The following is a 26097-nucleotide window of genomic DNA, read 5'->3' on the forward strand; positions in this document are numbered from 1 at the left end:
ACCCTTCTAGACTGAGGATACGGAAATGAAGAAGTTAGTGATCGCTCTGACCGCTCTGGCGGCATTCACTGGATCGGCCGTCGCGGCGGATCTCGGAGCACGCCCCTATGCCAAGGCCCCGGCGCCCATGGCCGCCTATAACTGGACTGGCTTCTATATTTTTGGTGGTGGTGGCGGCGGCCTGTGGTCAGCCGATACGACCGTTCAGTCGACTGCGACAGGCGCCTGCATCCTCTGCACCAATCAGCGCCAGGGTGGCGATGGCTGGTTCGGCACTGTCGGTGCCGGTTACGACTGGCAGGTCGGCCCGACCTGGCTTATCGGCGTGTTCGGCGACGGCCAGTTTGGCAGCATCAAGGGAACGATCCAGGATCAAGTTCCGTTCGTGGCTGGCTCCATCAAGATGGAAACGGCTTGGGCTGCGGGTGCCCGGGTTGGCATGCTCATCGCGCCGAACGTGCTTTCCTACGTGAACGGTGGCTACACCGGTTCCGACTGGTCTGGCACTTCGCTCGTCTCGACCATTAACGGCGCGCCGGCTGGCACTCACACCAACGGCTTCAGCCGCAACGGTTGGTTTGTCGGCGGCGGTGTGGAAAACAACCTGAACTTCTTTGGTATCAACGCGCCGGGCTGGTTTATGAAGACCGAATACCGCACGGCTTTCTACGATCGCAAGGCGATCAACGAACTCGTAGATGGAACCAATGCGCTCGTCGGCCGCGACATCACCTTCAAGCCATGGGTTCAGACGATCAGCACCTCGCTGGTCTACCGCTTCAACTGGGGTGGCGCGCCGGTCCAGGCCAGGTACTGATATCTGCTGGATCCTAGATTAAAAGCCCCGGCTTCGCCCGGGGCTTTTTTTTACGTCTGTCAGGACCGAAGCCAAGCCTACGTCTCACCGTAGGCTTTCACGACGCCACCGACGCCTTCAGCGAAGAGTACGCGCGCCGCAGCCGGCACTCGACCTCAGCCCAATCCGCATCCGTCATCGCCTCTCCGATTTCGTCACGATAGGCCATCGCTTCGGCGCGGCCGATGCCTGCCGTCAGCAGCGACGGGTCGGTTACCGGCTTGTCGTAGATGATCGCGGAGACGCGGGCGACCGTCACGCCGTATTGGTCCGGGCTCACGGCCTCGCGCCGCGCCTGCCACCAGTCGAGTTCGAGGCGCGCATCTCGGCGACATCGAATCCGCCGGGAACGGCGGAGCCCAGCAGGCGGTAGTAGGTCTTGAGCGGTGGCAGGGCGGCGTTCGCCGCCTCGCGCGAACGCGTCGGCTGAAACGCCCTCGCCGCCCGTGCCGCGGCCAACGCGATTCGAAAACTGTCCAGCGGCGAGAAAGCGAATTGCGTCCGCTACATCTGATAGAGGTGACCGAACAGCGCGAGATAGCGCTTCTCGTAATGGTCGCGCCACATCGCCGTCTCCAGCTCGGCGATTTCAGCCGGCTCGAAGCCGCGCAAATCCCCGTACCGCGGCCATGCCGCATACCCGCCGCTGGCGACGACGGCCAGCACAAGCGCGAAGATGACCGTTCTACGGTTCATGGTGTCCCTTGAAATGGCGATGCGACGGGTTCGAGGCCTTGCGGAGCGGGCCGGCTTTGTATTCGATCGGAAGCTACGGCCGCGCCGGGCGATAGTTTCCCGCTTCTGCCGTACAACCCGCGGCTGAAGCGGCGGGAAACGGAGGGAAATCCATGGCCAGATCGCTTTCGATCATCGGCTTTCTGGCGCTCGCCATCGGCCTGCTCTGGATCGGGCAAGGCACCGGCGCCATCCGCTGGCCGCCATCGAGCTTCATGGTCAATCAACTGCAATGGGCCGGATACGGCGCCCTGCTCGGCGCCGTCGGCCTGATCCTGATCTGGCAGGGCAACCGCTAGAATCGTAAGCTGCCCAACCCTCATGGTGAGGAGGCGCGTGAGTGCCGTCTCGAGCCACGAGGCCACCCTGGCGCCACCCATCCTTCGAGACGCCGCTACGCGGCTCCTCAGGATGAGGTCTGACACTTCAAGGAGGCAAGAAGCCCATGACCACAAAACCCTTCGATCTCACCGGCAAGGTAGCCATCGTCACCGGCGGCAATGGCGGCATCGGGCTCGGCATGGCCAGGGGCCTCGCCCAGGCCGGCGCGGCGGTCGCGGTGGTGGGCCGCAATGAAGCCAAGTCGGCAGAGGCCGTCGCCGATCTCAAGAAAGGCGGCGCCACGGCGATCGCGGTCACCGCCGACGTCACCGACAAGGAAGCGGTCGCCGCCATGGTCGGCCGCGTCAGGAGCGAACTCGGCCGCCTGGATGTCCTCGTCAACAATGCCGGGATCAGCATCCGCAAGCCGCCGCATGTGCTCGATATCGCTGAATGGAACAAGGTGATCGAGACCAACCTGACCAGTGCGTTCCTGTGCTCGCAGGCGGTCCACCCCGACATGAAGGCGGCCGGCGGCGGCAAGATCATCAACATCGGCTCGATGATGTCGATCTTCGGCGCCAGCTTCGCGTCGGCCTATGCGGCCAGTAAGGGCGGCATCGTGCAGTTCACGCGCGCCTGCGCGTGCGCCTGGGCCGCCGACAACATCCAGGCCAACGCCATCCTGCCGGGCTGGATCGATACCGATCTGACCAAGCGCGCCCGCCAGGAGATCGACGGCCTGCACGATCGCGTGCTGGCGCGGACGCCGGCCGCGCGCTGGGGCGCGATCGACGATTTTGCCGGGATCGCGGTCTTCCTCGCCTCGCCGGCGTCCGACTTCGTCACGGGGACGGCTATCCCGGTGGACGGCGGCTACTCGATCATGGGCTGAACCAGGCGCTTGCTGCCGCACACAACGAAAAACCCCGGCGGAAAGCCGGGGTTTCGCAACAGTGCAGCAGCAAGGGTGTATCAGTATCTCGGGACGACCGGGCCGCCGAACTTGTAGCTGAGGCGCACCACCGCCGACTGGATGTCCTTGGGCTTGGCATCGAAGGCGTAGGTGGCCGGAGCGGCTGCGCCAGCAAGCTGATAGCTCTTGGTCTCGAATTGCGCGTAATTGTACTCGAGTCCGACGATCCAGTTCGCGGTGATGCCGTATTCCCAGCCGGCGCCGATGGTCCAGCCGTTGTGCCACTGCGTCGAGGATCCGGAGCCCACGGCCGGCACGATGTCGTTGACCGCCAGGCGGTTGTTAACGCCGGCATAGCCGCCCTTGACGTAGAGCAGGTTGTTGTTGAAGGCCAGACCGGCGCGGCCGGTGATGGTCGCCATCCAGTCGGCGCGCCAGCTGAACCGGTCATCGAGGCCGGCGCCGAAAACGGTGTTGAGCACGGTGCCGCGGTTATCGAGGCCGGAAATAGTGCCTTCCAGACCGAAGACGAAGTTGCTGGCCTGCCAGTTGTAACCCACGTGACCGCCGCCGAAGACACCCGTGGAACGTTGACGGAAGCCCTCGCCAGGCGAGAGATCACCAAACGCGGTGGTATTGGCAGTATTGACCCACTCCTGGTTGGTCCACGCGCCACCGACATGACCGCCGATATAGAAACCGCCCCAATTGTAGATGGCAACGACCGGGGCCGGTGCCTTGGTGTAGGGGCGCGCCGCCAGATCGGCGGCCGACGCGGACATGGAGCCCATGAGAAGGGCCGAAACGGCGATTGCGATGTCTTTCACTGAAAATCCCCCAAGCGAGAAAAACCGAAACACCACCGTGAACTACAGAGAATTGCGGGAAAAGGATGTAATCCAGCCGCAACAGGGGCCGCGATTCGTCCAAATTAAGGCCATTCCGCTCCACTTGGTGAATGTTGTCTTACGGGATTGGGATGTAGAGAAATGGAACCCGACTGCACGCGTCGATTGTACTTAGCTGTGGCAGTTAGGTGACGGACGAGTGGCCGGCTTCCGGCTAGGATACGACTCGAATTTGGTTACGAGCTGGGACTCGTTTCTTTAAGGGAGTGTAACTGATGAAAAAGATTGCTTTGGCGACCGTGGCCATGTCCGCACTGCTCACCGGCACGGCATTCGCCGCTGATATGGCTGCACGGCCTTACACGAAGGCGGCGCCGATGGCGGCTGTGTACAACTGGACCGGCTTCTATATCGGTGCGCAGGTCGGCGGCATCTTCGGTGATGTCGATGCGGTGTCGGGCCCGTTCCCGGGCGTGAACAATCAGGCCTATTCCTATGACTTGTCCGGCGTGGTCGGCGGCGGTCATATCGGGTATAATTGGCAAGTTTCGCCGAACTGGGTGTTCGGCTTCGAGGGCGACGGCGAAGCCACCTCGGTGCGCGATTCGGGCGTCGGTACGCTCGGCTTCTTCCACGAGACGCGTTTGAACTGGCTCGCATCGGCCCGCGCCCGCCTCGGTTATGCCGCAGGCAACACTCTGCTCTACGTGACCGGCGGTGCGGCGTTCGGCGAGGTCGAAGTGACCAAGGCGCTCGTGCCCGGTGCTGTGCCGTTCGTACGCTACACCGATACCCTCACCGGATGGACCGCGGGCGCCGGCGTGGAGCACATGTTCGCTCCGAACTGGACCGGCCGTCTCGAATATCGCTACACCGATCTCGGCGACACCGGTTTCCAGAGCGTGCTCGCCAACTCGCAGGATTATGCCACCGTGAAATTCCACGCGGTCCGCGCCGGCATCTCCTACAAGTTCTGATCTCCGGCGACTCCAGAACTACAAAAGCCCCGGCATCGTCCGGGGCTTTTTCGTTGGGCGCTATTTGCAGGCACAGTCCCCCACGAGAACTGGCTCGGCTTAAACACTCCGCGCAGACCGCACATGCTCGGGCCGCACGCCCAACCCCACAAAGCGCGCCGTGATGCCCTGCAGCCAGGGGATGGCGGTGACGAGCCGCAGCGCGAAGGGGACTTTCAGCGGCCGGTTGCCCGGCTTAAGCGCGGCATTCACGATGTTGTTCTGCACGACGACCTGCATCCGCTGCGTCATTTTCACAGGAAACTCCCGGCGCCGGCGTACGGCATCGAGTTCGTCCTCTGACGGCAGGCCTTCCATCTTCAGCCGTGACGCCAGCAGATTCGCGGTGGCCACCGCGTCCTGCACCGCGAGGTTGACGCCCACGCCGCCGATCGGCGACATCGCATGCGCAGCGTCGCCGATGCAGAGCAGCCCCGGCCGCGTCCAGCGCGTCAGCCGATTGACCGCAACCGTCAGCAGCTTGATGTCGTCCCAGCCCTTTACCTCGGCGAGCCCCGATTTGAGGACCGGCGCCATCCGCGCGATCTCGTCGAGCAGCGCGGGCAGTCCCCTCGCCTTCACCGCATCATACTCGCCCTTGGGAATCACGAAGGCGCACTGCCAGTAATCGCCGCGGTCGAACGTCACCATCATCCTGCCGGGATCGACGCGGGCAAACAGGTTTTCGGTTTCGCCTTCCCGCTTGCCGGCGCGAAACCACAGCACGTCCATCGGCGCGCCGATTTCCTCGACCTCCAGGCCGGCGCGTTCCCGCACCAGCGAATGACGGCCGTCGCAGGCAATCGTCAGGTCGGCTTCGATCTCGACCGTGCCATCCGGTGTCCTCGCCCTGACGCCCCTGATTCGCGCGCCGTCACGGATGAGGTCGACCGCCTCCGTCGACATCATCACCTTGAGCGAGGCGAACCGCTTGCCGCTCTCGCGCAGGAAATTGAGGAAATCCCACTGCGGCATGAAGGCAATGAACGGATATTTGACGTCGAGCCGGCCGAGATCCGCAATCCGCACCGTCTCGCCGCCGAACATGCCCTCCATTCGCTGCAGGCGCTGATGCGGCAGTCTCAGAAAACCGTCGATCAGGCCGAGTTCGTCCATCACCTGCAGCGTCGAGGGATGCACGGTGTCGCCGCGAAAATCGCGGAAGAAGTCGGCGTGCTTTTCCAACACCACGACGGCGATGCCGGCGCGACCGAGCAGATAGCCCAGCATCATGCCGGCCGGCCCACCACCGACGATGCAGCAACGCGTTTTCATCGCACGCTCTCCCATTTTGAATGACCTGGCGGCTACTCCGCCATATTGTGCTGCTGCCAGCGTCGCAGATGGGCCTGCAGTGTCCCCCGGTCTTGCCTTCCAACCCATCCTTCAAACGCGTGCGGTGCGGTACGGTCGACTTCCCCAATGAGTCGCTCATTGTATTCCGACCGTCTCCAGCTACCATGGTTGCATGGTCCTGACCCTGATCCTGCTGGCGGCTATCGGTGTCATTCTGCTGGCCGAGCGCAGCGTCGAGCACCTGGCATTCGCAATCGCGACGCTGTTCCTGAGCGCGGCGATAATCTCGTTCTTCGTCGGCGATTTCGAACGGGCGATCGGGCTGGCTGCGCTGCTGGCAGCCGCCATCACCGCCGCCTCGACCATCAAGCATGATTACAGCGCACTGAAGCTGACGGTCACCGACATGCCGCTGCTGTTCGCAGGCACCGTTCCGTTCTTCATTTCGCAGTACCCTCGCGCCGTTTTGATCGTTATTGCCGGCGCTGCAGCGTTCATCACGGCTGTCATCGCGACCCTAATCTACGGCGCCGGGCCGCCGGTTACTCTAGGCGCCAGCGTCTTTCTGTTCGCCGTTACGCTGATCTGCGTCGTCATGGCTTTCCGGCTGAGCGGCGGTGGCATTGCCTTTCAGCGCATCAAGGCCCAGCGAAGGTGCTTCTATTCGACCTTCATGGCCTCGCTGATCGATCCGCATGCCTGGCGGCAGGCCGGCGGCCTGACGCTGAGCGATATCGCGAACGATCCGCTGCCGCTGATGCCGGCGGTCCCGGCGCGCAGCACCGACACCCCCGACATCATCGTGATCCAGCATGAATCGATCTTCGATCCCCGCATTTTCGGGCTTCCGGTCGAGCCTGCCGTCGAAGCGTTTCTTTCCCCCGCGCATGGCCTCCATGGCACCCTCAACGTCGACATTTTCGGCGGCGGTTCGTGGCAGTCGGAATTCAGCCTGCTGACAGGTCTTTCCAGCGCCAGCTTCGGCTCAAATGCCTACACCCTTTTCAAGCAGGGCGCGGGCCGCTTTCACAGCAGCCTTCCCCATGCGTTGACGGCGCTTGGATACAAAACGATGCTCGCCTCGAGCTGCCGGCGCAGCTTTCTCAATTACGATGAATTCTATCGTTCGATCGGCATTGCCGAACGCATCTTTTCGGACGACTTCCCTCCTCCGTTCGACATCCGCCGGTTCGAGACGACCAACTCCGACGCCATTTTTCTGGAAGCCGCGGTCGCGGCCTTCACGAAAGGAATCGCTGGCGACCCGGCGCCCCGATTTCTCTATGCCCTGACCAACTTCAATCACGGTCCTCACGATCGAAGTCTCGCCGCGCCCGGGCAGTTCGAGACGCAACGCGCCTTTGCCGCCTCGAGCCTGCCGGATGCGCAATATGCCGAGTATTACGCGCGGCTCGCCGAGACCGCCTCGACATGGAAAAGGCTCAGGCTTGCGCTGGCAGAGAACTTCCCAAATCGTCCCGTTCTCATCGTGCATTACGGCGACCACCAGCCCGTGCTGGCGAAGCGGATCGATCGTCAACTCGGCCTGCCGGACGATGCGCGCCGCGCCTTCCGGACATTCTATGCGATCGAGGCGCTCAACATCGGTCCTGATCGGCTCGCTGCCGGACGAGGTGCGGATCTCGACATTGCTTTTCTCGGGACCGTCGCGCTGCAGCAGGCGGGGCTGCCGCTCGATCCGATATTTGCCACCCGCGCCAGCCTGCTCGAACAGTGCCGCGAAACCTACTTCGCGTCGTCTTCGCTGCGGAAGCGCCGATTCCATCGCACGCTCGTCGATCTCGGCATGATCGATATCGCTCCCGGCGTTCAACGCGGCCGCTACCTGCCCACACCGACCAAGTAACCGAATGAGCTCGTCCTGCCCCACGGGCTGATCGGCCTGCGCTTCCGAGGGCGCGCAAGGCTTGTGTGACGTTCATCAAAGAGCGTGTCGGGCGGAGCCAGTATCTGCAACGGGATTGATCCATGAACCTGGTGAATTTCCGTGAAAAACTATTTCTCATTGCTGGACCCGTTGCGCTTCGGAGCCGCTCTCTTCGTCGCGGTCTTTCACCTGATGTTCTATTCCTGGGCCGGCGCTTCCATCGGCGCGCCCCAGAGCTTTGAACATCTCTTCGCCGCCGACGTCCAATTTCCGAACGCCGCGCCTTACACCTGGTTCGGCTGGGTGGGCGTTGAAATATTCTTTGTCATTTCCGGCTTCGTCATCGCGAACTCCGCCAGCAAGTGTTCCCCGAAGGAGTTTCTGTTCGGGCGTGCACTGCGGCTTTATCCGGCGGTCTGGATCGCCTCCACCTTGAGCTTCGTCATTCTGCTCATCTTCCTGCGCGACAAGGCATCCGAGCTCATCCTTCCCTACTTCCAGGCCATGCTGCTCATTCCCAAGGGGATCAACGGCAGGTGGCTCGATGCCGTCTATTGGACGCTGGCGGCGGAAATGGCCTTTTACGGGCTGGTGTTTTGCACGCTGCTGACGAAGAGAGTCACGCTGCGGCATCTCGCCTGGGGTTTGACGATCTATAGTGCCGCGTTCAACGCCTTCTCCATGGTGGTGCTGTCGGGTGCGTTCGAATCCAACATGCTCTATTGGATGGTCATGATGTTCCGCGTGCCGGGCGCGACATGGATGTTGAACCATGGCTGCTTCTTTGCGCTCGGGATCTGGCTGTTCATGTCGGCGAACAGAAATTTGACGCCTCTCGAATGGGTTGCCGTGGCGGTGACGAGCCTCTCCGGGTGTGCCGAGATCTACTATTTCTCCGATTTCCTTTTGAAGGCCATCCCCGCCATTTCGGATGAACCGGTCTTCCTGCCGATCCTCGTTTGGGCTGCCGCGGTGCTGCTCATTGGCTTCGCCGCGAACAGGAACCGGCAGGCTTCCGACGCCGCCTCTGCTGAAGCACCGGCTTATTTCCGGACGCTCGGGCTCATCACCTATCCGCTCTATCTGACCCACAACGTCACCGGCACGGCGATCATCCGTATTCTGACCGACGCCGGCGTGGATGCCTCGCTGGCCGTGTGGGCCAGCCTGGCGATGCTCATACCGGTCTGCTGGTTCATCTGTGCGAAGCTCGAGCCCGCCATGCGAAACGCGCTGAAGAAGTTCGTCGCGAACGTCAAGTTGCGGCCGAAGACAGTGTCGGCGCCGAAGCTTCCAGCTGCGCTTCCCGGGTTGCGCCTTGAGCTACCCACCCGGGCAGACTTGCTTCCGTCAACGTCGCTTCGCGCGCCGGCCCAACCCCTGGCTTAAGGGATATCGCTGCGGCCAGAGAAGAAACACCGACAACCACGCGACCGCCCCAAGGGGCTGCGCCTTGACCTGCGTCAATCCCCTCCAGGTCCGAGCCCGCTAGTAAGATTTATCCGAAACCGTCGGCGAGGGCATGACATGATCGCCAGCTGCCTGAAGTGGTTGATGACGGCCGGCCTTGCCGCCGGAGTTGCGGGTGCGGCTCACGCTCAGGACATCGACGTCGGCAAGTCGGAATTTCAGTCGTCCTGCGCGAGCTGTCACGGTGCGGATGGCAAGGGCAACGGACCTCTCCGCGATCAGCTCAAGGTGCCGCCTTCCGATCTCACCATATTGGCCAGGAACAACAACGGGACTTTTCCCGCGACCGCGCTCTACGAAACCATCGATGGATCGAGAGCCGTGCCCGCCCACGGCAGTCGCGAAATGCCGATTTGGGGCGAACGGTTCAACCCCATTGTCAACCTGCCCCACTCTGTGGACCCGTCCTATTGGAAGCTGGCCGGGCCGGAGCAGAGCCCGGAAGTCGTGGTGCGGAAACGCATCCTCGCCGTGATCGACTATCTCGGGCGTATCCAGCAGAAGTAGTGGCGACAGGCAACGGCTTCTGCTGCATCAAGCGAACTGCTCGGGCAGTCCGGCTTTCCGCATGGCCTCGACGGACCTCTCCATGTGCTCCGGCCGGTGGGCGGTCGGACGTGCCATCACTGGCAGAGGCGATCGTGACACACGCGAAGTCAGGCGAGACGGCCGCAGATATCCAGGCGATCATCGACGACGGAATCGCGCACCTCTACTGAACGGCGATGGCTGCCCCGGAGGATCCACCTCGTGCTGGATCACGCAGACTCTTCCGGGCCTGCGCGGAATCGGCCGGGCGGCGCGCGCGAGCGGCCATGCCGCCGGCGACGCCGACGCCCAGAACGTAGACCCACCCCTCGTGGAAGTCGAACAGATGGGAATTCAGCAGCGAACTGATGAAGTTCTGCACCACGACCACCAGCCCGACCCATGATGCGAAACCTGTCCCGAGAAACAGCTTCAAGTGAAAGTACCACATCGCATAGAGGACGAGGCAGCCGAGCACGCCCCACTGGATCGCAACGTACAGCGTCTGGTTATGTGGATTGCGAACGATATTGGCCCATTCGCCGCTCTTGCCTTCGGCTTCGCTTCTGAAGAGCTGCTGGGTCGATCCGGTGCCGTGGCCGAGCACCGGCGCCTCCGACATCGCCCGCAAGGAAACCCGCCAATACGCCAGCCGCAAGCCGTTCGAAGTGGCGGTAGCCGTGGTGGTTGCCGTGGCGGTGGCGGCGGTGGTGGTGGCGACGGTGGTGGTGGTAGTAGTGGTAGTGGTCGCCGCGGCGGCATTGGCATCGCGAACCGCTCTGGTCTCGCGATCGACCTTGTAGTCCTCCACCGTGCGCACGACCCGGTCGCGCAGATAGGGCGATGAAAGCAGAACGGCGCACTCGACGGCCGCCGCAAGCAGCAGGAAGCAGATGGCGCGCCGCCGGTTCAGATATTTGACCGCGAACAGGATCAACAGGATCGGGAAGTAGACCAAGGCGGTGCGCGAACTCGCGACAAATCGCATGTCGAGATAGAAGCCGACCATCACGGCCGCGAAGGCCAGGGTCCACGCGCGATTGCCCTTGGCGGCCAGCGACAGCAGCAGCGGCGCCATGACGAACAGGCACAGCGCGAATTCGTGGCTTTGATCGATGTAGTTTCTGACGGGTACGCCGGCCATTCCGCCCGGCTGCATCTTCCAGTCGGCGAAATACGTCACCCAAGACACTCCCATGAGGAGAGCACAGGCAGCCAGGAACGCGAGCAGCACCCAATGCCCGCGTTCGGAGCGTTCGAAGTGATAGAGCAACAGCGGGACGGCCAGTAGCTTCACCACCGGCAGGATGCCTTGAATGCCGGCCGGCCAGCTTTCCCGGGTCCAGAGCAGGCCCGCCAGCGCCAACGCGAAGAAGGCCAGCGGCAGATAGCTCGCCGGCGCGCGCAGCGCCTCGAAGAACGCCGGCCAGCGGATCGTGGGGAGCAACACGATCAGCCACAGCACCATGAACACGGAAACCGCCGTCGTCGACCACGGCAGAGAGGCAGCGGCCAATGCAGGGTAGAGATCGACACTCAACCGCCAGAGCTGCGCTTGCGGCCACGAAGCGATCTGCGCGGGGATCGCCAGCCGTACGGCGGGAGCGGCAGTCAGGTCAGACATTGTGCGGCCCGGCCGGGAAGACGATCTGGACGGAAGTGCCGCGGCGGCGCGGCGATTGGCCGGGATCGAACGTCCGAGATACGCACATACACCTACACCTGCCCGAATACATACTTCAGGTTGCGCGCCTTCGCCTCCCGGCTCGCGCCCCCCTTAAAACCCTCCCATTATCATTAGGCACAGACGGCGATTTAGTGAATAATTTCAGGCAGATTTTGGTCATCCAGCGCTGGGGGCCAAATTATTCCAAATACCCCACCTTCGGAGTGCCGCATCCAATAGTTGCGTCAACGCCCGTACGCATGGTGAGGGCGATCAGCGCCGGAAACTCTTGATCTCCGACACGCTGCCGTCGCGGTAGGTCAATTCCACCGAAACCGACCTCGTCTGTGGCGCGAGCTTTAGATAGGGCGTCGCTTCATGCGGGATCGCGCTGGGGTCGCGCATATCGCAGGGCGGCATTTTCAACACCTTGTCGGGCACCGTGGAATCGATGCCGACGCGCACTTCGCGGATCGCGCAGCGATACGACATCAGATGCGTGTAGTAGACCAGAAGACCGTTGAACTCGCGGAACGACAGCCAGCTCGTGGCGGTCATGTCGAGGATCTTGCGCTGGTCGCGGATCAGCGCAGCTTCAGGGTCGAACCGGATCGGGAACGGCCCCTGCAGCTCGCCATTGGTGTCGACATAGCGCACCTGGATCATGGCGGCCGGGGCATCCGCCGGCAGTTCAATCGAGGGGTTGGGCATCCGCTTGCGGGTCCGCGGGTCGAGCGTGTCCATGAAGCCGGTCTCGCGAAAATCACCGGCCTCCCCCATCCGCCAGGAAATGCCGAGGGTCGGATCGGCGATCGAGAACACCACCGTCCAGCCGCCATTGTGGCGCGAGAACATCGCGATCGGCGCGTTGACGGAATCGTTCTGCGGCTTGAGCTGCTGCACCGGCGGCAGCGCCGCCAGCTTCGGCTGCGGCTCGGCCGGCTTCATCGCGGCTTCCGGCGGCCCCTTCGAAACACCGTTGAGGAAGACGTCGTCGACCATCTGGTCGAAATAAACCGGGATCTGCTTGTGGCGGACCGTCTCGGCCAGTTCGTTGACCAGCCTGCGCGTGCGCTGCGCGACCTGAACCAGATTGGCGCCGGGCTGCGTCAGCTCCTTGGCGAAGGTGCGCGTGAACACCGAATTGGGATTGGCGTCGTCGTTGGAGAGCCGATCCAGCGCGGTCTGTCGCGGCCCCGCCGAGAAGATCGAGAACACGCCTTCCGGCAGTTGCGTCATCGGCGCCAGGCCGCCGCCGCCGGCGACCGCGCGCGTGCCCGAACGCTCGAACGGATTGTTGCGGCAGGCATCGAACACCAGGATCGCGGTGCGCACCTTGCGGTTCTGCAGCCGCTCGATGATGCGATCGGCGAGCACCGAGGCGTCGCGCACCAGTTCTTCCTGGCCTTCGGTCGCCGCCGGCACGTCGGTCGGCAGCAGGAAATTCTGGCCGGCGATCTCAAAACCGTGGCCGGCATAGAAGAAGAACGCGGTGTCGCCGGCCTCGACCGCCTTGTCGAAGGCAAGCAGCGTCTGGCTGAACGCCTGCCGGTTCTGGTTTTCCGCCACCATCACGGTGAAGCCGAGCTGCTTGAGCGTATCGCCCATGGTGCGGGCGTCGTTGACCGCCTTCTGCAGCTTGGGCACGTTGCGGTAGTCGTTGTTGCCGACCACCAGCGCGACGCGCTTTGCCGCGCAAGCGGGCGCGGCTGACAGCACGAGCGCGATAGCCATTCCGGCCACCACCAAAAAGCTCGAAATCAAAGGCCTCATCGAAGTTCCCCCGGCACGACAAATCCGCCTGCTGCGGCCGTTTCATGACATAGTCGACATCGCCGAAGCGACGGTTCAATCCCCAGTTCCGCCGCTGCGCCAGGCGCTGCCCGCGGCGGCCGCGCTACCACGGATCCGCTCATTTGACCGGCAAATGACAGTTTCGGGTTTATTCGTTCGAAAACATTAAGGCTTTTCGGCCATTGGGGCCGTTCCCAGATTGACTTTGGCCATTTCGACCCTATGTTCCCCTGCAATGCGGCCTTCGATCGAACACGATTCCCAAGGTTAGCCGCTCGTCTGCGTAAGTCAGAGCCCCCAGCTTTTCGAAAGCGCGCCGTTTCGGGGCAAAACGCGACAGCCTTTTTACCCTCGATTCCGAACGGCGGTGTCGACTAGAGGCTCAATGTCTTTTTCCCATCTCGGCCTTTCCGATAAGGTCCTCGCCGCTGTTGCGGCCACCGGTTACACGACCCCCACCCCGATCCAGGAACAGGCGATCCCCCACGTTCTGGCCCGCCGCGACGTTCTCGGCATCGCCCAGACCGGCACCGGCAAGACCGCGGCCTTCGTCCTGCCCATGCTCACGCTGCTGGAAAAGGGCCGCGCCCGGGCACGAATGCCCCGCACCCTGATCCTCGAACCGACCCGCGAACTCGCGGCGCAGGTCAAAGAGAATTTCGACAAATACGGCGTCGGCCAGAAACTCAACGTCGCCCTCCTGATCGGCGGCGTCTCGTTCGGCGACCAGGACTCCAAGCTCACCCGCGGCGTCGACGTCCTGATCGCAACCCCCGGCCGCCTGCTCGACCACACCGAACGCGGCGGCTTGCTGCTCACCGGCGTCGAGCTCCTGGTCATCGACGAAGCCGACCGCATGCTGGACATGGGCTTCATCCCCGACATCGAACGCATCTGCAAGCTGGTGCCGTTCACGCGGCAGACATTGTTCTTCACCGCGACGATGCCGCCGGAAATCAGCCGCATCAGCCAGGACTTCCTGCACAATCCCGAGCGGATCGAGGTTTCCAAGCCTGCCACGACCGCGGTGGGCGTATCCCAGTTCCAGGTTCGCGGCGGACGCGAGGCACACGAGAAGCGCGACATCCTTCGCCGTCTGCTGCGTGACGCCAAGGATCTTCAGAACGCGATCATCTTCTGCAACCGCAAGCGCGAAGTCGCCGTCGTGTACAAGTCGCTGCAGAAGCACGGCTTCAGCGTCGGCGCCCTACACGGCGACATGGACCAGTCGGCGCGCACGGCAGCACTGGATCAATTCCGCAAGGGCGAGATTCCGCTGCTGGTCGCCTCCGACGTCGCCGCCCGCGGCCTCGACATTCCCGCCGTCAGCCACGTCTTCAATTTCGACGTGCCGCATCATGCCGACGACTATGTGCACCGCATCGGCCGCACCGGCCGCGCCGGTCGCGCCGGAACCGCAATATCGATCGTCAGCCCGCTCGACAGCAAATCGATCGCCGCGATCGAACGGCTGATCGGACAGAACATTCCCCCCGCCGAAGGCGATTATTCCGTCGCGGCCGATTCGTCCGGCGAAAGCGATCAGCCGCGCGAACATCGCTCGCGCGAGGGTTCACGGGAAGGTTCGCGCGGTGGCCGCAAGCCGCGCCGTGAGCGCGAGCCGCGCGCTGCCAACGTCGGTGACAAGGGCGCTGAACGCGAGCCGCGTGCAGCCAGGGGCGACGAGCGCGAACCGCGTGCAGCCAAGGGCGGTGAGCGCGAACCGCGGCATCCGAGGGGCGCAGGCCGCAATGTACCTGCAAAGCCCGAGGCAGCGACAGCGACGTTCAAGCCGCCGGGCGCAGCCCAGCCGTCGCGCGTGCCCTCGATCGGTCGCCCCGAGCCGCGCCGTCCCCAGCGCGAGGTTGAATCGGAGCCCGCCGATCACTCGCATCTGCCGGCCTTCCTGCTGCGACCTGTCCGCGCCCGCGTCTGAACCGGCGCGCCCCACGACGCAACGGCCGGAAGCGTTTACCGGCCGTTCATCATCCTCCCCTAACCTGCCCGCTATAATTTAGTCATTGCGGTAAAGGCTACGAGCGGCGCTGCTCGATTTTGGGGACGGATCAGTGGTCAATCTGCTGGACGAACACGAGCGCACTTTGGCGTTTGCCGAAGTAGCCTTGGGCCAGATCAAGTCCCTTCAGCAGACCGCCGTCCCGCGCAACTACGAAATCTGGTACGTCTACGCGACCGGATACAACGCGCCCCTCAACAAGATCATCAACGAGACGCTGGCGCGCAACGGCAGGCTGAGCGAGTCCGATCTCGAACAGGTCTACGAAACCTATCTCTCCCACATCAAGGCTTCCGACCGCATCGACAAGGTCGGGGCGCGCGTGATCGGCGAAATCGATGACGTCATGGGCCTGATCGTCGATGCGTTCGGCATGTCGCGGACCTACGACGCCCAGCTCGACGGCGCCAACGAGAAACTGCGGAGCGCCAAGAATCCCGATCAGATCAAGGTCATCGTCGACGGCCTGCTGAAGTCTACCCACGAGATGCAGAAGACCAACAAGGCGCTGGAAGACCGGCTGGCGCAGTCGAAGACCGAGATCTGCAACCTGCAGCACAGCCTCGAGGCGATCCGCGCGGAGAGCCTGACCGATCCGCTGACCGGCCTCGGCAACCGAAAATATTTCGACCGCTCGGTCGAGATGGCGGTGCGCACCGCGCAGGCGAACGGAGAGCCGCTGTCGCTGCTGATGTTCGACATCGATCATTTCAAGTCGTTCAACGATTCCTACGGCCATCTCACCGGCGACCAGGTGCTGCGGCTGGTGGCGATGTCGCTGAAGCAGAGCATCAAGGGCCAGGACATCACCGCCCGCTACGGCGGGGAGGAATTCGTGGTGGTGCTGCCGACCACTGCGCTGCGCCAGGCGCTGACGGTCGCCGACCAAATCCGCCGCGCCGTGATGGCGAAGGAACTGAAGAAGAAATCCACCGGCGAAATTCTCGGCCGCGTCACCCTCTCGGTCGGCGTCGCCATGCTGAAGCCGGACGACAGCACGGATTCGCTGATCGAACGCGCCGACGCCTGCCTCTACGTCGCCAAGCGAAACGGCCGCAATCGCGTCGTCGGCGAGGTCGATCCCGAATACGCCGCCGAGACGCACAGCCGGGTGGCCTGATCTCATCTCGTCATGGTGAGGAGGCGCGCCAGCGCCGTCTCGAACCATGCAGATTCGTGCTCGCCTGCGGCCATCCTGCGAGACGCCCGCTTCGCGGGCTCCTTCAGGATGACGACCGTTTTCTTGGCTGCGGCTTTTTCTTCGAAATGGCCTTTTTAGTGGCTGGCTTCTTCACAGCCTTTGTCGCGACCTTCTTCGCGACTTTTGCCTTCGCGGCCTTCCGCGCCTTCGGCCGCTTGCGCAACGCCGCACGCTGTGCCGCCGCCAATGCGGCTCTCGCCCAGTCCGACAACGCCTCGGAATCGTCGAACAGACGCGCCGGCAATTCCCAGTACGAGTTCACGGTCACCGTCTTGGCGCGTGTCTGGTATTGAAACGGTTTCGACCCCTCCGCCTCGAACTGCGGGATGGTCTGCTCGTCAGCACGGAAGAACAACCCGGCGCGCAGCGCCAGCGCGAAGTTGACGCCGTCGGCGGAAATGCCGTAGCCGGAAAACATTTTGCGGATGGTGACGGGGCCGAAATCGGCGAACAGGTCGATCAGGAAATCGCGGTCCATATCGCCTCAGCCCCAGTGTGAGTCCCTCATCATCCTCCCCTGGAGGGGTCCGAGACGCGAAGCTCGCTCGTGGATCGGTTCGCATGCAATGCAAACCGAGGTGGGGTGACGGTCTCTCCACTCGGAACACTGTTGGATGTGGAGAGACCGTCACCCCACCCCGTCACGCATCTTGCGATGCGTGCCGACCCGCCCCCTCAAGGGGCGGGTGAAGTTCTAAACCTTCGCGGCCGTCAGTTGTACCGACTCGCCGCAGCCGCAGGCGGAAATCTGGTTCGGGTTGTTGAAGATGAACTGGGCCTGCATCTTGTCGGCCTTGTAGTCCATTTCGGTGCCGAGCAGGAACAGTACGGCTTTGGGATCGACCAGGATCTTCACACCCTTGTCCTCGACCACCTCGTCGGTGGGGCGGACCTCATGGGCGTATTCCACCGTGTAGGACTGCCCGGCGCAGCCGCCGTTCTTGATGCCGACGCGCAAGCCGACGATCTCGGAATCGGCACGCTGGGTCAGTTCGGTGATGCGCTGCGCCGCCGCCTCGGTCAGCTTCATGACCTGCGGACGTGGCCGCGGCTTGGCAATCGTGGGTGAAGGAGAGTTCATGCTAGACATGTCGTCATTCCCAACGGCAAATCAATGCCTGTCATCTTTCCGTAAATCGGTTAAGCCCGCACGCACTCACCACATATTGAGGACGAGGCGCGCCTCGTCGGACATCCGGTCCGGCGTCCAGGCCGGATCCCACACCAGGTTGACATTGACCACGCCGACGCCGGGTACGCTGGCGACCGCGTTCTCCACCATCGTCGGCAGTTCGCCGGCTGCAGGGCAGTTCGGTGTGGTCAGCGTCATCAACACGTCGACGCTGCGGTCATCCTTGAGGTCGACCTTGTAGATCAGGCCGAGCTCGTAGATGTCGGCCGGAATTTCCGGATCGAACACCGTCTTCAGCGCGGCGACGATTTCGCCTCCCAGCCGTTCGGTCTCCTCGGGCGGCAGCGCCGACTGGGTTTCCATATTGGCTGACTTGACTTCGGCCGTGTCACTCATGCGAACAATTCCCGCGCCTTGAGCAGCGCCTGTGCCAGATGGTCGACTTCTTCACGTGTATTATACATGCCGAACGAGGCCCGGCAGGTAGCTGTGACATTGAACCGCTCTAAAAGCGGCATCACGCAATGGGTGCCGGCGCGCACCGCGATGCCCTGGCGGTCGATCACGGTCGCGACGTCATGGGCATGCGCCCCCTTCATCTCGAACGAGATCACCGGTCCCTTGCCGCGCGCGGTGCCGATCAGGCGCAGCGAATTGATCTCGCGCAGCCGGTCCTGGGCGTAGTTCAGAAGGTCGTGCTCGTGCGCGGCAATGCGCTCCTTGCCGATCGAATTGACGTAGTCGATCGCCGCTCCCAGCCCGATCGATTCCACGATCGCCGGCGTGCCGGCTTCGAACTTGTGCGGGGGATCGCCATAGGTGACCCGGTCCTGTGCAACTTCGCGGATCATCTCGCCGCCGCCGTTGAAGGGACGCATCGCAACGAGATGCTCATGCTTGGCGTAGAGCACGCCGATGCCGGTCGGGCCGTAGAGTTTGTGACCGGTGAAGACGTAGAAGTCGGCGTCGATGTCCTGGACGTCGATCGCCATATGCACCGCGGCCTGGCTGCCGTCGACCAGCACCGGGATGCCGCGGGCGTGCGCCAGCTTCACCACGTCCTTGACCGGCACGATGGTGCCGAGCGCGTTCGACATCTGCGTGATCGCGACGATTTTGGTGCGATCGGTGAGGAGCTTTTCGAACTCATCGATCAGAAAATTGCCCTCATCGTCGACCGGCGCCCATTTGATCACGGCGCCATGCCGTTCGCGCAGAAAGTGCCAGGGCACGATGTTGGAGTGATGCTCCATGATGGAGATCACGATCTCATCGCCGGCCTTGATGTTAGGCTCGCCCCAGGACGACGCCACGAGGTTGATCGCCTCGGTGGCGTTGCGGGTGAAGACGATCTCCTCGGTACGCGCCGCGTTGAGGAATTTTGCGACTTTGACGCGGCCGCCTTCGTAAGCCTCGGTCGCGGCATTGGCGAGGTAATGCAGGCCGCGATGCACGTTGGCGTATTCGGTCTTGTAGGCTTCCGTCATACGGTCGAGGACGGCAGTCGGCTTCTGCGCGGAAGCGGCGTTGTCGAGATAGACCAGCGGCTTTCCATAGACCTTCATCGCCAGCGCCGGAAAATCCTCGCGCACGCGGGCAACATCATAAGTGCCATTCCTGACGGCCGGATGCTGGGTCATGCACGTGCCTCCAGCCAGCGCTGCGCGGCCGAGATCGCAAGCTCACGCAGATCGTCATTGACGATCGATTCAATCGCTTCGCCGACAAACGCCTGGATCAGCAGCGCCTGGGCCTGCTTCTCGGACAGGCCGCGGGCGCGCAGGTAGAACAGCAGGCTCTCGTCGAGCGCACCGGTGGTCGCGCCGTGACCGCAGGTGACGTCGTCGGCAAAGATTTCCAGCTCCGGCTTGTTGTCGGCCTCGGCCTCGTCGGACAATAGCAGCGCCCGCGTCATCATCTTGGCATCGGTCTTCTGCGCGTGGGGACGCACGATGATGCGACCCTGGAACACCGAGTGGCCGCGGTCGTCGGCGACCGCGCGAAACACCTCGCGGCTGGCGCAGTTCGGCACCGCATGGTCCATGAACAGCGTGGTATCGGCGTGCTGACGGCCATTGAGCAGATTGACGCCGTTGGTCTCGACCTTGGAATGCTCACCGGCGAATGCGATGGTCGCCTGATAGCGGCTGACGGCGGCGCCGGAGGTCATGCCAAAGGTGTTGTAATGCGCATGCGCGCCCAGCGTGATCACGGCAGAGGAAATGTTGAAGGCCTCGCGGGCATCCTCGACCAGGCGGACATGGTCGAGCCGCGCATTGTCGCCGATCGAAACAATCAGGGCATCGTGGACCTGATAGGCCGTCGCGCCCTCGGCCGCGATATAGCTCTCGATCAGCGTCGCGCCGGCGTTCTTGCCGAGGCGCAGCAGCGAGCGGGTGAACATCGCCGCGGGAACGGTGCCCGTCGCGACATGAATGATCTGCACCGGCTGCGTCAGCACGACGCCATCGGCGATCTCGATCACCACGCCGTCGGTCATCATCGACGTGTTGAGCGCGACCATCGGATTGGCGTTGTCGGGCGCGAGCAGTTGCGCCTGCGGGCCGGCGTCGCCGCCCTCCAGCACATCCCGCAACGTGCGGATCGTCAGGCCCTTCTCAAGGCCGTCCAGTTCGGAATGCTTTGGCGCGAACACGCCATCCACCAGCACCAGCCGGCGCGCACCCTTGACCGCCTGAAGCTTCAACGCGGCTGCGGCCAGCGTCAGCGCGGCAGCATCCGGCGCAGGCGCGAGCGGCAGCACGTCGCGCATCAGCGCGCGCAGATCGGTGTATTTCCAGTCCTCGATCCGGCGGTGCGGCAGGCCCATACGCTCATAGGCTTCGAAGGCAGCGCTTCGCGCCTCGGCGACTTTCCCGGTGCCCGGCAGCCGGTCGCGAGCGACGGCAAAACTGTCGCTCAGCCCGCGCCCGGTTTCGTTCTTTGCCAACGCCAAATTCATCACACTACCTGTCAGGCCGCGTCTTCGAACTGCGCGTAGCCGGAAGCTTCCAGCTCCAGCGCCAGCTCCTTGCCGCCGCTCTTCACCACCCGGCCCTTCGACATCACGTGCACAAAGTCGGGCACAATGTAATTGAGCAGCCGCTGGTAGTGGGTGATCACCACCATGGCCCGCTCGGGCGAACGCAGCGCGTTGACGCCGTCCGCGGCAACCCGCAGCGCGTCGATGTCGAGGCCGGAATCCATCTCGTCGAGGATGCAGATGGCCGGCTCGAACAGCGCCATCTGCAACACCTCGTTGCGCTTCTTCTCGCCGCCGGAGAAGCCGACATTGACGCCGCGCTTGAGCATGTCCTGCGGAATGTTCAGCGATTTGGCGACCTCGCGAACCTTCTTGAGAAAGTCCGGCGTGGAGAATTCGCTCTCGCCGCGCGCCTTGCGCTGCGCGTTCAGCGCGGTGCGCAGAAAGTTCATGGTGGCGACGCCGGGGATTTCGACCGGGTACTGGAACGCCAGGAACACGCCCTTGGCGGCGCGCTCGTTGGGCTCCATCTCCAGCAGATCCTCGCCCTTGAACAGGATCTCGCCGCCGGTGACTTCATAGCCCGGCTTACCGGCGATGACGTGCGAGAGCGTCGATTTCCCGGAGCCGTTCGGCCCCATGATCGCGTGCACCTCGCCCGCGTTCACGGTGAGCGTCAGTCCGTGGAGAATCTCGCGTTCCTCGACACGAACCTTCAGGTCTTTCACTTCAAGCAACGCAGTCATGTTGTTTCCTTGTGGGCCTAGATCGCCGCCCGAATTAATCCCGGAAGAAGTAGCCAGGCGAAGAAGCCGAGAGCACCGCCGCCAGCAGCCAATTTTCCGAATTCTGTTACCTCAACCCATCCCGACAAACCGCCGATCAGCGCAGCAACAGCCCCAGCGAGCGCAACAAACAAGAAGATCGCAAGTGGCGCAAACCGAACAACTGCGAAAATGTTGCGGATCATCTGGCCTATCCGACGCTGCCTTCCAACGAGATCGAGATCAGCTTCTGCGCTTCCACCGCAAACTCCATCGGCAGTTGCTGCAGCACGTCCTTCACAAAGCCGTTGACGACCAAGCCGACAGCCTCCTCCTGCGAAAGACCGCGCTGGATGCAGTAGAACAGCACGTCCTCGGAGATCTTCGACGTCGTCGCTTCGTGCTCGAACTGCGCCGTCGAGTTCTTGGCCTCGACATAAGGCACGGTATGCGCGCCGCACTTGTCGCCGATCAGCAGCGAGTCGCAGGCCGTAAAATTGCGCGCGCCGGTGGCCTTGCGATGGGCGGTGACGAGGCCGCGATAGGTGTTTTGCGACACGCCGGCGGCGATGCCCTTGGAGATGATCCGGCTCGTCGTGTTCTTGCCGAGATGGATCATCTTGGTGCCGCTATCGACCTGCTGGTGACCGTTCGAGATCGCGATCGAATAGAACTCGCCGCGCGAATTGTCCCCGCGCAAAATGCAGCTCGGATATTTCCAGGTGATCGCCGACCCGGTTTCGACCTGGGTCCAGGAGATTTTTGAGTTGTTGCCGCGACAGTCGCCGCGCTTGGTGACGAAATTGTAGATGCCGCCGACACCCTCGGAGTTGCCGGGGTACCAGTTCTGCACCGTCGAGTATTTGATCTCGGCGTCGTCGAGCGTGACCAGTTCGACCACGGCGGCATGCAGCTGGTTCTCGTCGCGCTGCGGTGCGGTGCAGCCTTCGAGGTAGCTGACATAAGCGCCCTTGTCGGCGATGATCAGCGTGCGCTCGAACTGGCCGGTGTTGCGCTCGTTGATGCGGAAATAGGTCGACAATTCCATCGGGCAGCGCACGCCCGGCGGCACGTAGACGAACGAGCCGTCGGAGAACACCGCCGAATTCAGCGTTGCGTAGTAATTGTCCGAGGTCGGCACGACCGTGCCGAGATATTTCTGCACCAGCTCGGGATGCTCGCGGATCGCCTCCGAGATCGGCATGAAGATCACGCCGGCCGCCTTCAATTCCTTCTGGAACGTGGTCGCCACCGAAACCGAATCGAACACGGCATCGACCGCGATCTTGCGCTCGCCTTCCGGCCTGACGACGCCTTCCAGCAGTTCGACTTCCCGCAGGGGGATGCCGAGCTTCTCGTAGGTCTTGAGGATTTCCGGATCGATCTCGTCCAGCGAGCCGATCTGCTTCTTCGGCTTCGGCGCCGAGTAATAATAGAGATCCTGGTAGTCGATCCTGGGATAGCTGACGCGGGCCCAGGTCGGCTCGGTCATGGTCAGCCAGCGGCGATAGGCCTCCAGCCGCCATTCCAGCATCCAGGCCGGCTCGTTCTTCTTGGCGGAGATGAAGCGGACGGTATCTTCCGACAGCCCCTTGGGGGCCTTGTCCGATTCGATCAGGGTCTCAAACCCATATCGATACTGGTCGACGTCGATACGCTTCACGCGCTCGACCGTCTCTTGTACGGCTGGCATTCACATCCTCCGCTCGCGGTTTCAAGGACCGCGGTGGAATAATTCAAAGTCGGTGACGAAGCGTTCCGGCGAAACGGACTTAGAACGTTTCAAGCCGTGTTTCGTCGTCCCTTAAGTAAGGCATCGGCAAGCTTTCGCCAAGCCTGAAGGGCCAAATCAATCCCCGCCTCCGACGTAGACCAGCCCAGACTGAGCCGCACCGCTCCCTGGGCCAGTTCCCGGTCGAAGCCCATGGCCTCCAGCACGTGCGACGGCTGGACCTTGCCGGACGAGCAGGCCGAGCCGGAAGACACTGAAACTCCACCTAAATCGAAGCCAATCACGGCCGTTTCGGCCTTGATCCCGGGAACCGTGAACAGCGTGGTATTGGGTAGCCGCGGCACGTCCCCGGAGAACACGATCATACCTGGCGTCTCCCGCAGGCCCGCCTCAAGCCGGTCCCGCAACGCCCGAATCCGGGCCGCGTCTCCTTCCAGAGCAGCCATGGCAGCCCGCACGGCCGCACCGAAGGCGGCTATTCCTGCGACATTCTCGGTGCCGGCCCGGCGGCCCAGCTCCTGGCCGCCGCCCCGCAGCAGCGGCGCCAGCCCCTGCACTCCGTCAGCCAGAACCAGCGCCCCGACGCCCTTGGGGCCGCCGATCTTGTGCGCGGAAAGCGTGACCAGATCGGCTCCTATCATGCTGATATCAAATGGTATTTTTCCAAGCGCCTGGATCGCATCGACGTGCAGCAGCCCGTTGGCTTCATGCACGATGTCAGCGACCTCGCCGACCGGCTGAAGCGCCCCGGTTTCGTTGTTGGCCAGCATGACCGAAACCAGCGCGGGCGGCCCATCCGCAACCAGCCTTCGGAGGTCGTCGAGGTCGATCAGGCCAGACCCGGTAACCCGGATGGTACCGATCGCCTCCGGGAAGAAACGGCCGCCCGACAGCACCGATGGATGTTCGATGGCCGAGAGCAGCAGGCGCCGGACCGGTTCGCCGGAGCCCCGGCGCAATCCCGGCATCAGCGCCAGCGCGTTCGCCTCGGTCCCGCCCGACGTGAACACCACGTCCGGCGCGCGGGCGCCGACGGCCGCCGCGACCGCGGCGCGAGCATCCTCGACCAGCCGGCGCGCCTGACGTCCCTCGGTGTGGACGGACGACGGATTGCCCGCCGCCTCCCACGCAGCCGCCATCGCCTGCCGCGCCTCGGGGCGCAGCGGCGTCGTCGCATTCCAGTCGAGATAGACCCGCTCGGGCATCCGTACAATATTACCTGAATCGGCTGGCGACGATCACCGGCCTCGGCCTCGGGCTAACGCCAGACGCCTTATGCCAATTGGGGATCGCGCCGTCTCTTGCAATCATGGCCTAACGCCTTGAACCACCTTCCAGATGTTCAAGATGCTTGCTTTTTGCCCCTTGCCTCATGCTAGAAGGCCGCGACCAGTTCACGGGAGCGCCCGTCCGCGCATCGCCCAACGACGCATGATCGCATTCTTCTCGCCGCCAGATCACGTCCGTTGCCCAAGGAAGCCTTCCAAGGATCATCAATGCCTGAAGTCATTTTCACCGGCCCCGCTGGCCGCCTCGAGGGCCGCTATCACCCGGCCAAGCAGAAGAACGCGCCGATCGCGATGATCCTGCACCCGCATCCGCAGTTTCACGGCACGATGAATCACCAGATCGTCTACCAGTGCTACTACGCGTTTGCGCATCGCGGCTTCTCGGTGCTGCGTTTCAATTTCCGCGGCGTCGGCCGCAGCCAGGGCTCGTTCGACCACGGCACCGGCGAACTCTCCGACGCGGCGTCCGCGCTCGACTGGGCTCAGACCATCAACCCGGAAGCGCGCGCCTGCTGGGTCGCCGGCTTCTCGTTCGGCGCCTGGATCGGCATGCAGCTGCTGATGCGCCGCCCCGAAGTCGAAGGTTTCATCTCGATCGCACCGCCCGCCAACCTCTACGACTTCTCGTTCCTCGCGCCCTGCCCGTCCTCGGGCCTGATCGTGCACGGCGAGAAGGATGCGGTGGTGCCGCCCAAGGACGTCAACACGCTGGTCGAAAAGCTCAAGACGCAAAAAGGCATCGTGATCGACCAGCAGATCATCCCCGGCGCCAACCACTTCTTCGACGGCAAGCTCGAGCCGCTGATGGAGACGGTGACGGGCTATCTGGATATGCGGCTCGCCAACGTGCGGTAAGGGTCGGGTGGGATGGGGTGAATTCGTGCGGTCACCCCTGAGGCTTGCTTTTTCTGGCGAGTTGCTCCGAAAACGTTCCAGGCTCTGGCCTGGTTGGCAGCTACGCTATCAATCACCGCGGAGACACCGCGACCCTGACCTTGAGGGCTGACCACACTTACACGCACACCGTCCTCGTGAATGGCAACAAGGTCGAGGAACAAAATTCAACGTGGAGCGCCAACCAGTCGAAATTTGGGACGGACCTCCGTTTTGAGAAGTTCGTCGCGGCGCCATCGTATCGAAGAAACCAGGGCGAGGATGACGTGCCTTCAACCAGGACCCCCACCGCCGACCGCAGTTGGTTGGGGAAGATAGAACTCTGCTTCAATTCGGATGTTGGATACTGCTACGCTAAGCAACGTTAGCAAGCGTAGAGCGTGAGAAGAAATTGTAGCCCGCATGAGCGTTTGCGACATGCGGGATGCCGCTGGCGCCGGTCCCGCATATCGCTGCGCTCATGCGGGCTACAGAATTTGATGGGTTTCGCAAGAGCTAATTCACCCTATACCGCTACAACTCGCCTCATGAATAAATTCACCTACGACAGTTCGGTACGAGTCAAGATGGGCGCGCCCGATCATCTGCGTCCCGGGCAACCCGCTTCAGTGTTCGGAGTTTTCCTTCCGCCGGATCGGGAGGGATCATATTTCGACCAGTTCGCACCCGGCGTGGTGTATTCCATCGAATACGAAGACGGTGAAGCTGCAGACGTTCACGAGGATCTCCTCGAGAGCCTGTAGCCACCTGC

27 protein-coding genes are annotated in these 26097 nt (G+C 63.1%); 11 read left to right on the plus strand and 16 right to left on the minus strand.

Going from position 1 to position 26097, the window contains the following annotated elements; genetic code table 11:
* The first annotated feature begins 25 nt into the window (after positions 1-25).
* Positions 26-817, plus strand: coding sequence for an outer membrane protein (locus QUH67_RS19010; RefSeq protein WP_300940328.1), 792 nt, complete (start codon positions 26-28; stop codon positions 815-817).
* Positions 818-914: 97 nt separating this feature from the next.
* Here the strand turns inward: QUH67_RS19010 and QUH67_RS19015 are convergent, their stop codons facing one another.
* From QUH67_RS19015 to QUH67_RS19025, 3 genes are read right to left on the minus strand one after another with little or no spacing between them, the layout of a single operon-like run.
* Positions 915-1136, minus strand: coding sequence for a hypothetical protein (locus tag QUH67_RS19015; protein ID WP_300940329.1), 222 nt, complete (start codon positions 1134-1136; stop codon positions 915-917).
* Positions 1133-1315, minus strand: coding sequence for a hypothetical protein (locus QUH67_RS19020; RefSeq protein WP_300940331.1), 183 nt, complete (start codon positions 1313-1315; stop codon positions 1133-1135). Before QUH67_RS19020 ends, QUH67_RS19015 begins: the two co-directional genes overlap by 4 nt.
* A 45-nt stretch (positions 1316-1360) precedes the next feature.
* Complete coding sequence (locus tag QUH67_RS19025; protein ID WP_300940333.1) at positions 1361-1552, minus strand: hypothetical protein; 192 nt, start codon at positions 1550-1552, stop codon at positions 1361-1363.
* Between the two features lie 152 nt (positions 1553-1704).
* On the opposite strand from QUH67_RS19025, the gene QUH67_RS19030 reads away from it, so the two are divergent.
* Both QUH67_RS19030 and QUH67_RS19035 read left to right on the plus strand, forming a co-directional pair.
* Entirely contained in the window at positions 1705-1890 is a 186-nt protein-coding gene (locus tag QUH67_RS19030) for a hypothetical protein (RefSeq protein WP_300940335.1), read from the plus strand.
* A gap of 146 nt (positions 1891-2036) precedes the next feature.
* Positions 2037-2807 carry an SDR family NAD(P)-dependent oxidoreductase gene (locus QUH67_RS19035; protein ID WP_300940337.1) on the plus strand — a complete coding sequence of 257 codons (771 nt, stop codon included), beginning with the start codon at positions 2037-2039 and terminating at the stop codon, positions 2805-2807.
* Between the two features lie 80 nt (positions 2808-2887).
* On the opposite strand, the gene QUH67_RS19040 is transcribed toward QUH67_RS19035, so the two are convergent.
* Positions 2888-3619: an outer membrane protein gene (locus tag QUH67_RS19040; RefSeq protein ID WP_300948096.1), complete on the minus strand. Its 732-nt coding sequence runs from the start codon at positions 3617-3619 to the stop codon at positions 2888-2890.
* 332 nt (positions 3620-3951) lie between these two features.
* On the opposite strand from QUH67_RS19040, the gene QUH67_RS19045 reads away from it, so the two are divergent.
* On the plus strand, positions 3952-4653 hold the full coding sequence (locus tag QUH67_RS19045) for an outer membrane protein (protein ID WP_300940339.1): 702 nt from the start codon (positions 3952-3954) through the stop codon (positions 4651-4653).
* A 99-nt stretch (positions 4654-4752) separates the two neighbouring features.
* On the opposite strand, the gene QUH67_RS19050 is transcribed toward QUH67_RS19045, so the two are convergent.
* Positions 4753-5967, minus strand: coding sequence for an FAD-dependent oxidoreductase (locus QUH67_RS19050; RefSeq protein WP_300940340.1), 1215 nt, complete (start codon positions 5965-5967; stop codon positions 4753-4755).
* A gap of 193 nt (positions 5968-6160) precedes the next feature.
* Between QUH67_RS19050 and QUH67_RS19055 the strand changes: the two genes are divergently transcribed.
* From QUH67_RS19055 to QUH67_RS19065, 3 genes are all read left to right on the plus strand, one after another.
* A complete protein-coding gene (locus QUH67_RS19055) occupies positions 6161-7855 on the plus strand; it encodes a sulfatase-like hydrolase/transferase (RefSeq protein ID WP_300940341.1) in 1695 nt (564 codons plus the stop codon).
* 141 nt (positions 7856-7996) lie between these two features.
* Complete coding sequence (locus QUH67_RS19060; protein WP_300940342.1) at positions 7997-9265, plus strand: acyltransferase family protein; 1269 nt, start codon at positions 7997-7999, stop codon at positions 9263-9265.
* 138 nt (positions 9266-9403) lie between these two features.
* Complete coding sequence (locus QUH67_RS19065) at positions 9404-9853, plus strand: c-type cytochrome (protein WP_300940343.1); 450 nt, start codon at positions 9404-9406, stop codon at positions 9851-9853.
* Positions 9854-10058: 205 nt separating this feature from the next.
* On the opposite strand, the gene QUH67_RS19070 is transcribed toward QUH67_RS19065, so the two are convergent.
* Together QUH67_RS19070 and QUH67_RS19075 are read right to left on the minus strand one after the other, a co-directional pair.
* On the minus strand, positions 10059-11498 hold the full coding sequence (locus QUH67_RS19070; RefSeq protein WP_300940344.1) for an O-antigen ligase family protein: 1440 nt from the start codon (positions 11496-11498) through the stop codon (positions 10059-10061).
* Positions 11499-11813: 315 nt separating this feature from the next.
* Positions 11814-13274: a caspase family protein gene (locus QUH67_RS19075; RefSeq protein WP_300940346.1), complete on the minus strand. Its 1461-nt coding sequence runs from the start codon at positions 13272-13274 to the stop codon at positions 11814-11816.
* A 445-nt stretch (positions 13275-13719) separates the two neighbouring features.
* Between QUH67_RS19075 and QUH67_RS19080 the strand changes: the two genes are divergently transcribed.
* Both QUH67_RS19080 and QUH67_RS19085 read left to right on the plus strand, forming a co-directional pair.
* Entirely contained in the window at positions 13720-15270 is a 1551-nt protein-coding gene (locus tag QUH67_RS19080; protein WP_300940347.1) for a DEAD/DEAH box helicase, read from the plus strand.
* Between the two features lie 133 nt (positions 15271-15403).
* The gene (locus tag QUH67_RS19085) at positions 15404-16471 is read left to right on the plus strand and encodes a GGDEF domain-containing protein (RefSeq protein WP_300940348.1); all 1068 of its coding nucleotides are present in this window, start codon (positions 15404-15406) and stop codon (positions 16469-16471) included.
* A gap of 103 nt (positions 16472-16574) precedes the next feature.
* Here the strand turns inward: QUH67_RS19085 and QUH67_RS19090 are convergent, their stop codons facing one another.
* The 9 genes from QUH67_RS19090 to QUH67_RS19130 all read right to left on the minus strand — a co-directional run bounded on the left by QUH67_RS19090 (position 16575) and on the right by QUH67_RS19130 (position 24368).
* Positions 16575-17030 carry a TfoX/Sxy family protein gene (locus tag QUH67_RS19090; protein ID WP_300940349.1) on the minus strand — a complete coding sequence of 152 codons (456 nt, stop codon included), beginning with the start codon at positions 17028-17030 and terminating at the stop codon, positions 16575-16577.
* A 216-nt stretch (positions 17031-17246) separates the two neighbouring features.
* Complete coding sequence (locus QUH67_RS19095) at positions 17247-17633, minus strand: HesB/IscA family protein (protein WP_407080466.1); 387 nt, start codon at positions 17631-17633, stop codon at positions 17247-17249.
* 75 nt (positions 17634-17708) lie between these two features.
* Positions 17709-18080 (minus strand): SUF system Fe-S cluster assembly protein, encoded by a 372-nt coding sequence (locus QUH67_RS19100; RefSeq protein ID WP_300940351.1) that lies wholly within the window; start codon positions 18078-18080, stop codon positions 17709-17711.
* Entirely contained in the window at positions 18077-19324 is a 1248-nt protein-coding gene (locus QUH67_RS19105; RefSeq protein ID WP_300940353.1) for a cysteine desulfurase, read from the minus strand. Before QUH67_RS19105 ends, QUH67_RS19100 begins: the two co-directional genes overlap by 4 nt.
* Positions 19321-20646, minus strand: coding sequence for a Fe-S cluster assembly protein SufD (gene sufD, locus QUH67_RS19110; RefSeq protein ID WP_300940355.1), 1326 nt, complete (start codon positions 20644-20646; stop codon positions 19321-19323). Before sufD ends, QUH67_RS19105 begins: the two co-directional genes overlap by 4 nt.
* A gap of 11 nt (positions 20647-20657) precedes the next feature.
* Positions 20658-21413: a Fe-S cluster assembly ATPase SufC gene (gene sufC / locus QUH67_RS19115; RefSeq protein WP_300940357.1), complete on the minus strand. Its 756-nt coding sequence runs from the start codon at positions 21411-21413 to the stop codon at positions 20658-20660.
* Positions 21414-21430: 17 nt separating this feature from the next.
* Positions 21431-21637, minus strand: coding sequence for a hypothetical protein (locus QUH67_RS19120; RefSeq protein ID WP_300940358.1), 207 nt, complete (start codon positions 21635-21637; stop codon positions 21431-21433).
* A 5-nt stretch (positions 21638-21642) separates the two neighbouring features.
* Positions 21643-23124 (minus strand): Fe-S cluster assembly protein SufB, encoded by a 1482-nt coding sequence (gene sufB / locus QUH67_RS19125; protein ID WP_300940360.1) that lies wholly within the window; start codon positions 23122-23124, stop codon positions 21643-21645.
* 89 nt (positions 23125-23213) lie between these two features.
* A complete protein-coding gene (locus QUH67_RS19130) occupies positions 23214-24368 on the minus strand; it encodes a cysteine desulfurase family protein (protein ID WP_300940362.1) in 1155 nt (384 codons plus the stop codon).
* 291 nt (positions 24369-24659) lie between these two features.
* Between QUH67_RS19130 and QUH67_RS19135 the strand changes: the two genes are divergently transcribed.
* Both QUH67_RS19135 and QUH67_RS19140 read left to right on the plus strand, forming a co-directional pair.
* Positions 24660-25307: an alpha/beta hydrolase gene (locus QUH67_RS19135; protein WP_025589847.1), complete on the plus strand. Its 648-nt coding sequence runs from the start codon at positions 24660-24662 to the stop codon at positions 25305-25307.
* Positions 25308-25873: 566 nt separating this feature from the next.
* Positions 25874-26089 carry a hypothetical protein gene (locus tag QUH67_RS19140; protein WP_300940367.1) on the plus strand — a complete coding sequence of 72 codons (216 nt, stop codon included), beginning with the start codon at positions 25874-25876 and terminating at the stop codon, positions 26087-26089.
* Positions 26090-26097: the final 8 nt, after the last annotated feature.

It is taken from the genome of Bradyrhizobium roseum (genome assembly GCF_030413175.1).
GTDB classification, from domain to species: Bacteria; Pseudomonadota; Alphaproteobacteria; order Rhizobiales; family Xanthobacteraceae; genus Bradyrhizobium; species Bradyrhizobium roseum.

Excerpts from the sequence above, each read along its gene's own strand:
- QUH67_RS19075 (WP_300940346.1), bottom strand. The coding sequence starts at position 13,274 with ATGGCTATCGCGCTCGTGCTGTCAGCCGCGCCCGCTTGCGCGGCAAAG.
- QUH67_RS19030 (WP_300940335.1), top strand. The coding sequence starts at position 1,705 with ATGGCCAGATCGCTTTCGATCATCGGCTTTCTGGCGCTCGCCATCGGC.
- QUH67_RS19065 (WP_300940343.1), top strand. The coding sequence starts at position 9,404 with ATGATCGCCAGCTGCCTGAAGTGGTTGATGACGGCCGGCCTTGCCGCC.
- QUH67_RS19080 (WP_300940347.1), top strand. The coding sequence starts at position 13,720 with ATGTCTTTTTCCCATCTCGGCCTTTCCGATAAGGTCCTCGCCGCTGTT.
- QUH67_RS19045 (WP_300940339.1), top strand. The coding sequence starts at position 3,952 with ATGAAAAAGATTGCTTTGGCGACCGTGGCCATGTCCGCACTGCTCACC.
- QUH67_RS19035 (WP_300940337.1), top strand. The coding sequence starts at position 2,037 with ATGACCACAAAACCCTTCGATCTCACCGGCAAGGTAGCCATCGTCACC.
- sufD (WP_300940355.1), bottom strand. The coding sequence starts at position 20,646 with ATGAATTTGGCGTTGGCAAAGAACGAAACCGGGCGCGGGCTGAGCGAC.
- QUH67_RS19050 (WP_300940340.1), bottom strand. The coding sequence starts at position 5,967 with ATGAAAACGCGTTGCTGCATCGTCGGTGGTGGGCCGGCCGGCATGATG.
- QUH67_RS19105 (WP_300940353.1), bottom strand. The coding sequence starts at position 19,324 with ATGACCCAGCATCCGGCCGTCAGGAATGGCACTTATGATGTTGCCCGC.
- QUH67_RS19135 (WP_025589847.1), top strand. The coding sequence starts at position 24,660 with ATGCCTGAAGTCATTTTCACCGGCCCCGCTGGCCGCCTCGAGGGCCGC.
- QUH67_RS19070 (WP_300940344.1), bottom strand. The coding sequence starts at position 11,498 with ATGTCTGACCTGACTGCCGCTCCCGCCGTACGGCTGGCGATCCCCGCG.
- QUH67_RS19095 (WP_407080466.1), bottom strand. The coding sequence starts at position 17,633 with ATGAACTCTCCTTCACCCACGATTGCCAAGCCGCGGCCACGTCCGCAG.
- QUH67_RS19130 (WP_300940362.1), bottom strand. The coding sequence starts at position 24,368 with ATGCCCGAGCGGGTCTATCTCGACTGGAATGCGACGACGCCGCTGCGC.
- QUH67_RS19010 (WP_300940328.1), top strand. The coding sequence starts at position 26 with ATGAAGAAGTTAGTGATCGCTCTGACCGCTCTGGCGGCATTCACTGGA.
- QUH67_RS19025 (WP_300940333.1), bottom strand. The coding sequence starts at position 1,552 with ATGAACCGTAGAACGGTCATCTTCGCGCTTGTGCTGGCCGTCGTCGCC.
- QUH67_RS19120 (WP_300940358.1), bottom strand. The coding sequence starts at position 21,637 with ATGATCCGCAACATTTTCGCAGTTGTTCGGTTTGCGCCACTTGCGATC.
- QUH67_RS19055 (WP_300940341.1), top strand. The coding sequence starts at position 6,161 with ATGGTCCTGACCCTGATCCTGCTGGCGGCTATCGGTGTCATTCTGCTG.
- QUH67_RS19040 (WP_300948096.1), bottom strand. The coding sequence starts at position 3,619 with ATGGGCTCCATGTCCGCGTCGGCCGCCGATCTGGCGGCGCGCCCCTAC.
- sufB (WP_300940360.1), bottom strand. The coding sequence starts at position 23,124 with ATGCCAGCCGTACAAGAGACGGTCGAGCGCGTGAAGCGTATCGACGTC.
- QUH67_RS19090 (WP_300940349.1), bottom strand. The coding sequence starts at position 17,030 with ATGGACCGCGATTTCCTGATCGACCTGTTCGCCGATTTCGGCCCCGTC.
- sufC (WP_300940357.1), bottom strand. The coding sequence starts at position 21,413 with ATGACTGCGTTGCTTGAAGTGAAAGACCTGAAGGTTCGTGTCGAGGAA.
- QUH67_RS19100 (WP_300940351.1), bottom strand. The coding sequence starts at position 18,080 with ATGAGTGACACGGCCGAAGTCAAGTCAGCCAATATGGAAACCCAGTCG.
- QUH67_RS19140 (WP_300940367.1), top strand. The coding sequence starts at position 25,874 with ATGAATAAATTCACCTACGACAGTTCGGTACGAGTCAAGATGGGCGCG.